The organism is Ruegeria sp. D1(2025), from assembly GCF_056536425.1.
Genome location: NZ_JBQFPO010000015.1, coordinates 53078 through 66516, shown reverse-complemented (window position 1 = coordinate 66516; position 13439 = coordinate 53078). Strand labels below are relative to the sequence as shown.

At 54.6% G+C, this 13439-nt stretch carries 9 protein-coding genes; 7 read left to right on the top strand and 2 right to left on the bottom strand.

The window, feature by feature from the left end; genetic code table 11:
* Positions 1–11 precede the first annotated feature (11 nt).
* From ACR1XU_RS21425 to ACR1XU_RS21405, 5 genes are all read left to right on the top strand, one after another.
* Complete coding sequence (locus tag ACR1XU_RS21425) at positions 12–2030, top strand: McrB family protein (protein WP_480909002.1); 2019 nt, start codon at positions 12–14, stop codon at positions 2028–2030.
* The gene (locus tag ACR1XU_RS21420; RefSeq protein WP_480909003.1) at positions 2030–3535 is read left to right on the top strand and encodes a hypothetical protein; all 1506 of its coding nucleotides are present in this window, start codon (positions 2030–2032) and stop codon (positions 3533–3535) included. The genes ACR1XU_RS21425 and ACR1XU_RS21420 overlap by 1 nt, the downstream gene beginning before the upstream one ends.
* Positions 3532–5895, top strand: a complete 2364-nt coding sequence (locus tag ACR1XU_RS21415) for a hypothetical protein (RefSeq protein ID WP_480909004.1) — start codon at positions 3532–3534, stop codon at positions 5893–5895. The genes ACR1XU_RS21420 and ACR1XU_RS21415 overlap by 4 nt, the downstream gene beginning before the upstream one ends.
* A gap of 145 nt (positions 5896–6040) precedes the next feature.
* Positions 6041–7063 (top strand): nucleotidyltransferase family protein, encoded by a 1023-nt coding sequence (locus ACR1XU_RS21410; protein ID WP_480909005.1) that lies wholly within the window; start codon positions 6041–6043, stop codon positions 7061–7063.
* A gap of 330 nt (positions 7064–7393) precedes the next feature.
* Entirely contained in the window at positions 7394–8071 is a 678-nt protein-coding gene (locus ACR1XU_RS21405) for a hypothetical protein (RefSeq protein ID WP_480909006.1), read from the top strand.
* Positions 8072–8338: 267 nt separating this feature from the next.
* Here ACR1XU_RS21405 and ACR1XU_RS21400 read toward each other — a convergent pair whose 3' ends face one another.
* The gene (locus ACR1XU_RS21400) at positions 8339–8980 is read right to left on the bottom strand and encodes a carbonic anhydrase (RefSeq protein WP_170808283.1); all 642 of its coding nucleotides are present in this window, start codon (positions 8978–8980) and stop codon (positions 8339–8341) included.
* A gap of 438 nt (positions 8981–9418) precedes the next feature.
* On the opposite strand from ACR1XU_RS21400, the gene ACR1XU_RS21395 reads away from it, so the two are divergent.
* Positions 9419–10240: a methyltransferase domain-containing protein gene (locus ACR1XU_RS21395; RefSeq protein ID WP_480909007.1), complete on the top strand. Its 822-nt coding sequence runs from the start codon at positions 9419–9421 to the stop codon at positions 10238–10240.
* Positions 10241–10840: 600 nt separating this feature from the next.
* On the opposite strand, the gene ACR1XU_RS21390 is transcribed toward ACR1XU_RS21395, so the two are convergent.
* Positions 10841–11806, bottom strand: a complete 966-nt coding sequence (locus ACR1XU_RS21390) for an alpha/beta hydrolase (RefSeq protein ID WP_480915701.1) — start codon at positions 11804–11806, stop codon at positions 10841–10843.
* 187 nt (positions 11807–11993) lie between these two features.
* On the opposite strand from ACR1XU_RS21390, the gene ACR1XU_RS21385 reads away from it, so the two are divergent.
* Positions 11994–13031 carry an endonuclease/exonuclease/phosphatase family protein gene (locus ACR1XU_RS21385; RefSeq protein ID WP_480813261.1) on the top strand — a complete coding sequence of 346 codons (1038 nt, stop codon included), beginning with the start codon at positions 11994–11996 and terminating at the stop codon, positions 13029–13031.
* Positions 13032–13439: the final 408 nt, after the last annotated feature.

The following is a 13439-nucleotide window of genomic DNA, read 5'->3' as shown; positions in this document are numbered from 1 at the left end:
GGTAACCGAGAATGCTTACGGACAATACAATACTTGTGCTGGCGATTGCGGGTGTCCTGATACTGCTCGCCGTGGTTCAACTTTTTTTGGCCGCCCGCCACGACCGGGCGGTGACAGCAGCAGGCCCGATTGAGGAGCTTGCCGTTTACGAGAAGCGGCTTGAAGAAAAGCAGCGGCTCATGGACGACCTCGAAGCAGAAGTCGAGAAACGCCGAGAAGCGATGGCCATCGTCACCGATATCCAGGCTGAGGTCGACGGTCTGCGGCGTCAGAAGGAGGAGCTCCTCACAGAATGGGAGAGCCTCCGAGAACGCCGGGACGAAGTTGCAGCTGTTCGCAAGGAAACAGAGGACGCTGTTGTCGAACGCCAGCAACTCGAAACGGAGATCGCTCCGCTGCGGGCGGAGTATCTGGAGGTTAAGGAACGTCTGGAAAAAGCAGAAGAGCTTATCGAGCGCACTGATGATTTGAAGAGAGATCATGACCGAATTTCCAAGCGTGTCGAAGAGCTTCGCAACCAACAGCAGAAGCTCGAAGAAGCAGAAGAAAGGGTCTCTCGTCTCGAAGAGCGCTTATTCGAACTCGAGGCGTCAAATGCGCGGCTGGAAGGTCGGAAAGCGTCTCAAGAAAGCCAGTTGGCGGAATTGGAAAGCCGCATAGCATCGGAACACGAAGTATTGGCCGCGACCCATACCGAACATTCCCGGTTGGATGCCGAAGTAGCCGCGATGAACCAAGAGACGCGTCGCTACAAGGGGGAAATTGAAACTCTCCAAGAAACGAGGAGCGCGCTTGACGCTCGAATGGCGCACATCAAGGCCGAGATAGCTCGCCGAGAAGGTCGAACTGTCGACGGGGAAACCGGAGAAACGGATTCGCTCCGCGAACTCAAAGAAACGCCACCAGTCATCACGGCAATGAGGACGTGGGACAAAGCGCCCCGAGAGAACGAGGCGGATGCCATCAAACGCGTCGAACGGCGCCTTCGCGCAAAAGGTCTCGACTATCCTGCTCGCACGCTTCGTGCCTTCCATACAGCTATGAAAGTCAACGAGACGACCCAGATGGCAGTCCTTGCCGGCATTTCTGGGACCGGCAAAAGCCAGCTCCCACGTCAATACGCGGCCGGTATGGGCATCGGGTTTTTGCAAGTTCCGGTGCAGCCTCGTTGGGACAGTCCGCAGGACCTGATGGGCTTCTACAACTACATTGAAGGCAAGTTCCGACCCACAGACATGGCGCGCGCTCTTTGGGCGCTCGACGAGCTGAACAACGACGACGCGGAACAGGATCGCATGATGATGATCCTGCTGGACGAGATGAACCTTGCAAGGGTCGAATATTACTTCTCGGATTTCCTCAGCAGGCTGGAAAGCCGCCCCCGCCCCGAAGATGTCGGCGATGCAAACGAACGCAAGGACGCTGAGATCGAGCTGGAAATTCCGAACATGGAACGGCCACCCCGGATTTTTCCGGGTTACAACCTCTTGTTCGCGGGAACGATGAATGAGGATGAAAGCACGCAGTCGCTGTCCGACAAAGTTGTCGACCGTGCGAATATCATTCGTTTTTCCGCCCCGAGGAAAATCAAGGACGGACGGGCAGAAGGAACGGTCGAGCCTACGTTGGCTCTTTCTCAACAGACATGGGAAAGCTGGGGGCGGTCGAGTGTGTCTGTCGATGGTGACCGGAGTGTCACAAGCCGGATCGAACAAATGGTTGATCTGATGCGGGACTTCAAACGGCCTTTCGGGCATCGGCTTGGACGTGCCATCATGGCTTACGCAGCGAATTATCCAGAGGTGGAAGGCGGCCGTGGTGTCGACGACGCTCTCGCGGATCAGGTCGAGATGCGCCTTCTCCCGAAACTCAGGGGTGTGGAAACAGATATGGCCGGTCCCCAATTCTCAAAATTGATAAACTTTGTGGAACGCGATCTGAGGGACGACGCCCTGGCGCAAGCGATCGGTGAGTCAATGTCCCTCGCCGAGGCAACCGGACAGTTCGTGTGGAGTGGGGTCACGCGTTGATGCGGTTTCTGGCACGTCCATGGGCAACAAAAGCCTTTGGAGAGGACGAAGCCTTTGGTCCCGAAGACAGTCTGATCGGTAGCTACCAAGGGGCGAACCCAGGCGGCTATGAATACGTGACGCTCTTGAGAGGAAACGTCCGAGGTAACGATACCGGAACAGTTTTGTTTCCATATCCAAAGCGTGAGGAAGCTGTCGGGCCTGCGCGTAAGGGCTTCCCGGTGCGTCCAAGGTCGGGGCACGATCCTGCCACTCCGGATGAAGAAGAAGGCGCAGAGGCCCTTCGGCACATGAACGAAGTTCTTGCGCGCATCCAAGAGCTGGAAGAAGCGATTGAAGACCCGAGCGACACTTGGGGGCGCCTGAGGGATGCTTGGAAGCGTGCCGAGGATGAAGCCGAGCCCAAAATGGCAGAGATCGTTCGGCAGGCGCGCGGCATGCTTCCGGTGCTTCGCGATCTGGAAAAACGCATCCGCCGGGTTCTACGTAGGCACAGGGAGCTGACTCCCCTTGATCGGGTGCAGGAGATGGATCGGGCCTCGATGGTGTGGCTTAGCCGACAGCCAGGGCGAAACATTGCGGAACGTGCAGGTTCTTCGCAACGAATTCTTGCGACGGTTCGCCGTGAGAATTTCGATACGCTCGAGAACCGTGTGCTGCATGCCTACACGCGTCTTGCCGCAGATGTTGCACGCGAATGGACCCGTGAGCACCCTCGTGCAAAGGACAGTGTTCGCTACAAACAGGTTGAGGCTTTTAGAAAGGCCTGTCGAGTATTGTCGCGAACACTCAATGACCTTGGTGTCATGATCGCGTCGGCCGGCGTCCAGCCAAACTATGTGCTCATTCAAGATCGCAACTATCGAGAGGTTCATGAGGGATGGCTTAGGCTTCTTTTACGCCGAAAAATTGAAGATGATCTTTGGGCTTGGCAGGCCGAAACTTGGACGGATTTTTCTGTTCTGTCGATCATCCTTGCCATCGACGAATTGGAAGAGGCAGAACTTGTCGCTCAGTCGCCGATTTCGTGGAGCGGTGAGGCAACAGGTGGACGCTGGTTCAATCAGGATCGGCCAATCGCCGTCTTTTGGCTTCGCGACACTAACCGCATTGTTGAAGTCCAAGCACGCCCTGAGCGACCAGGAATCATGTTGAGCGCGGCACAAGCGCACGTCGCCCTCAGAATTTCCGATCCAAAACGGGCTGACCTTCCGCGCAGGGTCGCGGTATGGACGCCACATGCGATGCGTAGAATTGACCTCAAGGATGCTGTGCAGGGGGCAGCTCAACTGCTTCACCAAATCCAGCCCCTCGCTCAGACGGAAATTTTACGGAATGGGCTGATCATGACCCCAGCACGTGGAGTCGCAGCTGGAGAGAGCGCAGCTTATGGGAGAGCGAGCGCTACGGCAATCGCCATAGGCCCTGCCGGCGAAGACCTCTCGAAGGGATTCCAAGCGGTGCGCGACTTTATTCGCAGTGAGCTATACGAGGTCGCAACATGACCGACCGAAAACTATGCGGTTTCGACCTCAACGGATGGAGGGATTTCGTCGCGAAGAATTGGCACTCTGTTCCGGGTGAAGACGAAATCATTGGGCCTACCGACATCGTCCCAAGTGGCCCGCTTTCGTCGATTGTGCGGATCGGAGAAAGCCGCCTCGCAGGTTGGATCGGAGGACCGCAGGCTGACATTGCTCCGCATGGTCGCGGTGGTGGTTGGGGGGATGTCGGGTCAGAAGGAAGACGCATTCCCGTTCGGTCACTGCTGGAAATGCAGGATGACGGTGTCGAAAAACTCGCTCAGGCATTTTTGGGATCTGCTAGCGGTTCAGCAAACACGGTCGTTTCGATCGATGAGGGCCCGGATGGCGATGAGGTCATCCAGGAGCACCTTCTCGAAGCAGTTGCTCGAGGGAAGTTCCGCAATGGTGCATTGGTCTGGCGGCCTGTTCTTACCGCGTTGTTCGCCATTCATCGCGATCAGGTTACTGAAGGGCATCTTGTAGGCGTCGTCTCCCATCAGCGCCGAGGCTTGTCTGTTCAAAAACTGCGTATTCGAAGCGCCAGGAATGTTCTCGCTCCGGAGAGACGCGAAGCCGCTGCGCAAATACCGTGCGACGCCGGATACGAGTCCCTTTTCCAATGTGCCCGCCACGCCGCTGTTGGAACCGAGGGTTTTTCGGCGCGAACAGCTCATCGTGCCATCGCAAATTCGGTCGGGAAAGCTGGCTTAGGGATGGATTGCTATCCTGAGATGCTCCGCGTGCCCAACGGTGATTGGGAACTCTTGGACCTTACCAATTATGATGCGTCTGAAGCGGTCAGTATCCCGTGTTCAGAGCTTAGTCTGGCCGATTGCGACATCGTTCTCTTTGAGACACTGGCGGAAGGTAGGCTCAAGGAACGCTTAAGTGATGCTATCCAAGAAGCGTCGCCAGTTGAGGTGCATTCACTTCCCGCAACGGCTGTTGCGGAAGGTGCGTTGGAAGCAGCACGCCGAGCCGGGGACGGGGAACCGATCTTCTTCGACTTTCTACCACGGTTGTCCACCATCGTGTTCGGATCGGACGGCGCAAAGAATTTCGATCTTATACGGAAAGAAGAAACGCTCGAAGCAGGTCGGATTTACAGAAGCCCTGAAGCAGCATCTCTCGCAATTCCGGCCGGGCAGGAGAGCGTCTCAGTATTCCTGCGGAAAGAAGAAGCTCCCTGGCCTCGAAAGGCAAGCGTATTGCTTGGAACTCCCCTGAAGCATCAAGCCGCCGTTTCGCTTTGGGTAGAACAGAAGCCGGCCGCCGGGCGAGCGCGAATCCTCATGGAAGCGCCGGACTTGGGGCGGAATTTCGTGGTGGATTGGGATGAAGCACTGGAAGAGGAAAGGCCCTGGTCTGAGATCATAGAGAGTTTGGATACGCAAGTATCAATTCCCAAACGTCTGGTTCTTCCCTGCGGCATGGAGGCATGGCATGACAGCGAACGTTCCGCGGGTATGCTAACTTTGCTCGAACCCGAACCTAATCGTAGCCGCACGGATTGGGCGACCCTTCGGCAAAAACTTTCACAGCGTCCATTTGGCAAATACTGCATCTCAAGTGACGGCGACGTGCCTCCTGAGATCGCGGCAGAAACCCTTGAGCGGTTTGAAATTCTGACCAGCAAAGCGCTTGAGGTTACTGAAAAGCGCCTGAGGGGCAAAAGCGGTTACGGAACGGAAGACAACGAGGCTCTCAAATTCTTGAGTTGGCAGTTCCGCCGATGCCCGCGCGATGTCGCGACGTGGCTGATGGACTGTATTGAAGCGTCCGGGCGCAACCACCCGTTCGTCAAACATCAAGCAAGTTGGGTTCTCGTATATCAGGGCCTTGGCCGCATCGTAGGAAGTGAAGAGGACGAAGCGAGAGCAATGCGGTTGCTTCTGACTTCGTCAATTGAGGACTGGATCTGGAACCGACAAAGCGCGGCCATGGCGTTCATGCTGTCTCGTTCTGACACCGCTCCATCTTACTTGAAACGAGAAGACGTAGAGAAGCTGACCAAGAGGACTATTGCGGACTTCCAACGTAATATTGGCGGTCAATATACAATGTTCAACTACGCGCCTTTCCTACTTGCAGGCCTGGTAAGATGGCGTCTCGTTGATCCTACAGCATTGGTGATCGGGGCCGACCCGTTGGCGGATGACCTCTTGGCTATCATTGAGAAAACAGAGCGCGACCTGAAGGCCCGTCGTGGGGCCAATACTAATTTCCAAAGGCGGCGGTTGAAGTTCTTGCCCATCCTCCAAGACCTTAAGTCAGAACTGGCGGGAGAAGGTTCGAATCCTGACCTATTGTTGGATATCTATGGAGCAAGTGGAACGTGAACACGAGCGCGCAGGTAGTCTGAGAATTGGCGTGACATAGCCAAACAATATCCCTTAAAAGCGCGGTGTTCAACATCTTTACTTTTTGTTGAACATACGCCATGTTCAACAAAATTAAAATCCGTTGAGCACAGTGGAAGCCAAGATGTTCACGCGCCATTCATCCATAGCACATGCCGCTTATCACGATCTCCTGCGTTCACTGCGGGACGATTCTGTTTCGGACATCCGAGGCACCCCCACACGAGTCGAACGCAACGACAGGACCTACTGGTATGACACCTACCGGGTCGGTTCCGATGTCAAAAAGCACTACTTGGGAGAGGATTGTGAGGAACTGCGCGGCAGGCTGGAACAGCACAAAACTTTGAAAGCCCAACAGGAAGACCGCCGCCGCAACCGGGCGCGCCTCGTGCGACTCCTAAGAGCAGAGGGTTTCCTGGGTCTGGACGCTGCCACGGGCAGCCTGCTCTCTGCGATGGCAACGTCCGGCGTATTTCGTCTAGGCGGCACCATAGTGGGGACGCACGCCTTCCGCCTTTACGAAGGTGAATTGGGTGTGCGTTTCGACATCGATATGACCGCTCACACGGATGACATCGACATCGCCAGCTTTTCCAGGTTGTCGCTGGTGCTGGAGGACACTGCATCACCACCGCTGGAAGATGTGTTCCGCGATTTCGACTTCATGGCGCAGCCCAGTCTCACGGCCGGACGCACCTGGCGTTGGAAACAGACACGAGGCGACACGCTGATAGAATTCCTCACTCCATCATTTGGTGAGGATGAGGATGTGCGCGAACTGCCCACTTTGGGAGTGGATGCGCAAGGACTGCACCATCTGAACTACCTCATCGCGGAGCCTATCAACGCTGCTGTAACCTACCGGAGTGGCGTTTTGGTGCAAATCCCGCAGCCAGAACGCTATGCCATCCACAAGTTGATCGTCGCGGACCGTCGCCGTGCCGGTGGAAATGCCCTCAAAGCAGAAAAGGACAGACGACAGGCCGCGTTTCTAGTCGAGGTGCTTGCTCAGGATCGGCCTGATGAATTGAATGACGCCTACGAAGATGCACTCTCTCGTGGCCCCAAGTGGCGTTCTAGGATTGAGGCCAGCCTGGACCGCATGCCGAAAACGCAGCGGCTGTTACGGGAACTGCAGGATTAACGCGCATGTAGACAGTGCTCTCAGGTTCAATGAACCTGTCGAACCGTGTCTTAGTTGGTTTGCTTGGCAAAGCAGCCTGAAAAACAGGGCTCCTTTGACCAAAAATCAATAACTTGGCCACCTGCACCGATCTTCGGGAGGCAGGGGTCGGAGGTTCGAATCCTCTCACTCCGACCAATAAAATCAAACACTTGCGTTGATTTTGCGCCTCTCGAAAATCCAGAGTTTCTGTTACACCTAACGAAAACCCCCGGATTCAGACTGCATACTCAAGAAGTTGCGAAATGAGACAACCCCGGCTAGGCTAATTGCATTATTAGGGGAAATTTCATGAAACTGATATTAGCGGCTGTCGCCGTGTGCCTTGCAAACGCGGCTAGTGCTTTAACCGTCACATTCGACCATAACCCGCCTTATCCAAGTGCGGGCGGAAGCAAAGCAACTTCAAACGGGTTCATCTATGATTACAGCACCGTTTACCTGACCGGAAATCATCTCGCCTTGCACGATGACAGCGGGATCCTATCGTCATCGATCAGCGCTCTTAACGGCGCGTCCTTTACGCCCAATCAGATTGACGTTCGCGGCTGGTCGCTGCTGAATAAGTCCGGCTCTGGACCTGCCCCTGTAGATGACTACCGAGCCCACACAGCCTGGGCTTATGCTGGCACTGCCCCACTTCCATACCTGACATTTGAGGGGATCAGAAACAGCGCGGTAGTGGCTACTCAGTCGGTCGGACCTACCCTATGGAGCGTGTTGAATTTCACAAGCTCATTTGCGAACATTGACAGCCTGAAGCTGTCGCTGAACATTCCGAGCGCCCTTCGATATACCGACTATGACCAAGTTGGGCCTGATACGGTCTGGTGTGAGGAATGGTGTTCTGAGTTCTGGGTAGACAATCTGAATGTCAGCGTATCTGCCGTACCCCTGCCCGCCAGCGGGTTGTTGCTGATCGGCGGGCTTATGGGGTTGCTGGGTTTTCGGCGCTTTAAGGCACAGTAACGGCTGCAGCAACCGATACTACTGGAAGCGTGGGGGCTGAGACCGCACCTGTATTGCCGCCCAGGTGGCTCGGCAGGGGCGTCAAACAGGCTTCGCCCCAACCGTCTTCGCGCTTGCCGACGCGAGATCCGTGCATGGCGGTGCGACCTGCGGTGCCCGCCTTGATTTCGAAGTCATGATACTGATCGGTGAAACCCTGATTGCCGAGGATCAGGCTATCAGTCGCCGCTGTTGCAGCGTGAACGTCGACGTTGCGGGTGTCTAAACTCAGGCGTCTCTGTTGTACTTGTAAATTGGCTCGAGGCTTTCGATTGCTCCAGGGCTAACCTTCAAGTCTTTGATAAGTCCATCACCAACCGAATAAACCCATCCATGCAGCCGGGGGTACTCACCACCTTCCCGCGCCTTTTGAATGAATGACAGCTTTGCCAGATTCGAAACCTGTTCTTTGACGTTGAGTTCGGTGAAACGGTCCAAGCGTTCTTCTTCCGATTCAATCCCATCCAGAATAGATCGATTGCGCGAATAGACATCCTTTAGATGCAAAAGCCAATTGTCCAAGTAACCATACGATTCATTGCTCATTGCTGCTTTGATTCCGCCGCATCCGTAGTGCCCGCAGACAATAATGTGTTTCACTTTCAGATAGTGAACCGCAAAATAGGCAACGCTCAGCAGGTTGGAGTCGGTGTGAACCACAAGATTTGCAATGTTGCGCTGAACAAAAATTGATCCGGGAAGAGAATTTGTAATCTCTGTAGCGGGCACTCTGCTGTCGGAACATCCGATCCACAAATATTCCGGTGACTGACCTTCGGCCAATCGCTCAAAAAAGCCAGGGTCTTCATCTTTGATGCGATTTACCCAGTCTTTGTTGCCTTCAAGAAGTAGTTTGATTGACTCTGTCATGCTGGGTGTTCCCTTTTTTGATCGCGCGTATGTGAAAGCCTAGTGAGTGGCGCTCGTCGAGTGTTGGTTGGGCCAAGTAATGGATTTTGCGTATCTGAACAAGTTAGTTTGCACCCATCATCCCGGCTCGCATCTTATGCACCGGCCGAACTGTACGCAGGCAAAACCCACAATTTCCGTTCAGCTTCCGGGCTTCACGAAAGGCACCTTTTTGGCAGGACAATTTGGCCCTACTCGACTGTAACGTGATTGGCCGTCAACACTGCGGCAAGCGGTACAGAAGCCCAAAGCCGCATACCTGTTAAGGCGCTGTCTTAATCCGGGCCAACCGAACGCCTTGATCCGGCATGGCTGGCGTTGGGAAATCGGTCTTTTCCAAGCCTGCCAAAATCAGCCTTGGGGTGCATTTTTGGAGAAATCGCCTATGATGAAAGCATTATGAGCGGCAACGATATCTTCCAGTCGATCGGAAGTCTCGGCCCTGAAGGGGTCCAAAAAATTGTCGACCGGCTGGAGTTTCGCGGACGCGACCCGGTCTTTGTCAGAATGCGCGAAGCATATCTACAACACATCGACCTCGGGTTCTGTAAGACGTTGCTTGATCTTGGTTGCGGCACCGGGGTAGTCGCCCGCGCGTTGGCAGCACGTGAAGGGCTCGTCACTGAGATCACTGGAATAGATTACAGCCCGGAATTGGTCGAGGCTGCGACTCGCCTTGCCGCCGAAGAAGGCCTTGCAGGGCGGGTCAATTTCCGGACCGGCGATTCCCACGCTCTGCCCGATCCTGATAACAGCTATGACGTGGTGCTCGCCCACACACTTGTCAGCCATGTCAGCGATCCGGATGCGGTGATCGCAGAAGCTGCCCGGGTTGTGCGCCCTGGCGGCGCGGTCGCTGTCTTCGACGGCGACTACGCCTCTTTGACCTTCGGAGCCGGAAATGCGGCGCGCAATAATGAAGTCGTCAACATGATACTTAATGCCGTGGTTGCCAATCCTCTGGTCCTGCGCAGGATGCCCGCAGTCCTTGCGCGGCATGGCTTGAAATTGACGCATTTCCTGCCCGAGGTTTTCGCTGAAGCCCGCAATGGTTCATTCTTTCTGAACCTGGCCGATAGCTATATTCCGCTGGTCGTGCGAAATGGGGATATGAGCGAAGGTGAGGCCGCCGACTGGTTGTCCGCGCAGCACCGGGCCAGTAACGAGGAGACATTCTTCGGAGCGTGCAACTACTATACCTATGTCGCCCAGAAAACCTGAGCTCTGACTGCACGGGTTGAACACCACATCTCCACGTCATGAGTTTGCCGAGGCATGTGATTTTGTGTTTGACCTTTCGGGCCAGAACCCAGGTGAACCGGGCTTGTGAACCGACGGAGTTCATCTTGGCGGGTTTGATCACGTTTTATGCGATGGCCTTGTTTTGGCCGCCGGCCTCGGATCCTGAAAACTTCCAGTTTTTGCGACCCAAGTTCTGAGCATTTGCGCGAGCGAATTTACCTCGGTAGCCAAATGCGTGTTGAGGAGGAGCAAATCAGCCGGATCGTCGAAGGCGGTCCCCCGGTCCTTCGGCGATGCCGCCTTGATGCCCGCAACAATTTTGAGGGTAAATCCTGAAATCGCCGAGTTCCCAGACTGTTTTTCCTATCCGTGGCGAACCTTCCTGCAAATCCAAGGGTGTTGCTTGCCTCAATCAAGTACTCCGGTTTGATCGCCTTCCCAAAACTGATGACTGACAAATTCAGATGCACTGACTCACGTTATGTGCGGGGGACTGGTAAGGAACCATTCATCATTCTATCGACCAGCGACGGTAGAAACTGTATCGCGAATGTGCCTATTTGGCATGCCCCTGCTCACTCAAGCCAGTAACGCCAGGTCATGGCCGGTGGTTTTTTTGCGCGTGGCCATGGACTTGGCGTCCTTGCCACCAATGGTCAGGGTGAGGTCTTTGAAAAACCCCTTACTGTCGAACCACCAGCGATGGGAATAGACTTTGGTTCGTTTTGGCTTCGGAACGTCGCGCTTGTATTGTTCATTGCAGTAAATGTCCCAATGGCCTTTGGTAGTGAGCGTTGGCATCCCAACATGGCCTGCGCGGTCGCGTCCGCCGTGGACTAGCCCGCCGGCCAGTGCCAACACCTTGTCCCGACCGCTGTAGTAATTCGTGAAGCGTTTACTGCGATTGCCAAGAACCAGCCCCCCCCACGCGCCTTTCTCGAGCCAGGCGGAATCCACATCGGCCGATGCAAACATGACTTGATCGACGCCCCAGTTGCCGCTTCCAGAACCCGCCGAGTCACCAAAATCGGAGAAGGCGCGCAAAACAACAAATGCCCCCATGGAATGCGCGATAAGATGAACTTTTGGGCGCGGCGACATGGCCAGCAACGGCAGTATTCCGTCGCCCACAAGATGAGGGGCCACTGCCTTGGCGTCGGAACGATCCTTGTCATAGCTGAGAACAGAACCGTCGCTTGGCCAGTCGAACGCAACGACCGCGCCCTTATATCCTTTTGATCTCACACCCTTTTCGATCTTGGCCAGCCGGTCCAGCATTTCCTTCTGCGACGTGTTGAAACCGTGAACGTAAATCAGGACGTCTTTGTCACCTCCTGCCTTCTGCACCATCTCAAGCCACTTCTTTTGCTTGATGATGCCTCCTTTTCGGATGCGTCCGTCGGAACTTGTATGTGAGATCGAGACGTACCGGGTTTTCGCGGCAGGTTTTATCGTGAACTTCTTTTTTGAAGCGTTGTAAGTGCGCCGGGAGAAAAACAAAGCCATCCTGTGAACTCCTTTTAACCAATTCATAAAATCTGCCACAGAAAAGCGTTTCTAGCAAAATATTGGAGAACTTCTGATACAATGTAACCGCGCTACTGACCCGAAGCCCGCGAATTTCGGACGGCTGGCCGCAAAGTTAACACCAGGACCCGACTGCCCGGAAATATGAGTATTCGAGAGGGATCTGTTCCAAAGAAATTTCTATCTAAATACCTTGGAGGGAGTAATGACCGCGCGAGATATTTCATTTGCCAGTTTCAATTTGTTGAACCTTCACCTGTCTGGTCAGGCCATCTATGGCGACTCAGATGGATGGGATCAGGCCACCTATGAAAAGAAGATAGCGTTTACCGCGAAGGCGCTGAGCAGAATTGATGCGGACGTGGTCGGCGTGCAGGAGCTTTGGGCCGAGGACGCGCTGCAAGCGGCGCTGGACAACTCGTCTTTGGCTGGAACCCATACACTGTTGGTGCCCGAGGATCACAATAACAAGAAGATCGTATGCGCGGCCGCTGTGCGTTCGGACATACTGGTGGATCAACCAGAATGGATCGAAGATTTTCCCGAGGAATGCGTTTTGCAGTCGACAGGGGATGATCCGCAGCAACCTGATATTTCTGTGGCGCTGGATGGCTTTTCCCGTCCTGTCATGCATTTTCAGGTCCGCCCCGATCCTCGGACACCGGTTATTCATGTGTTCGTCTGTCATTTCAAATCCCGCCGCCCGGCCCAGATTTGGCGCGAGCGGGGTTGGTATGACAAGGACGTTCACGGCCCGCATATCACGTCACTGGGCTATGCTATCTCGACCGTGCGCAGGACCGCCGAAGCGGCCGCTTTGCGCGTGATCATAACCAACCTGACAAAGAAAACGGATACCCCTGTGGTTCTGATCGGCGACATGAATGACGGCAAGGAAAGCAACACGCTCAATATTCTGTCAGAACAGCCAACCTACCTGTCGCCTCTGTCTTCGGGAGGAGCCGACAACGCGCTTTATACCGCGCAAACCATGCAGGAATACCGTTCGACGCGCGACGTATATTACACGCATGTGTTCAAAGGACAGCGCGAAAGCTTGGACCACATCATGTTCAGTCAGGAGTTCTACGATAATTCGAAGAAACGCCTTTGGGCCTTTGACGAGATGCTTGTGCAGAATGACCACCTGAACCATGACGATCATAAAGAAAGCGGAACCACGGATCATGGGATTATTCGCGTGGGTTTTCAGTGGAAGCCTGCGCCCGGCCAAGGCAGTTGATATTGTTTGGTTTCCGGGTACTTCCTGACCATTTTTATGGCCATATGGGATCACGCCGGATTCGCCACCCGGCTACCTGGATAGCTTTTTTGGCACTTCCACAACCTGTGCCATTGAACGCGGACAACCATAGCGGCTTGAGACGGCATCGGTGTAATCGGGCGGAACGCTCCCCCTCAGGTTGCGTAATTGCAAGTTTTATGTTATGTTTTTAGATATTTAGTATGAACATTTGATCGGCGCAGCCGTTTTTTAGTTTTTTGTGGAGTAACTGATGCGGTATCTTGTTGTTATCATTTTGATATTGGTTGCCGCGAACGCGGTGATCAAAGAGTCTGCGGCCTACGCCAATACTTCCTGCAATCCCAAATATGAAAAATGCGGCTGGTAGTGCGGTTACGCGAAACT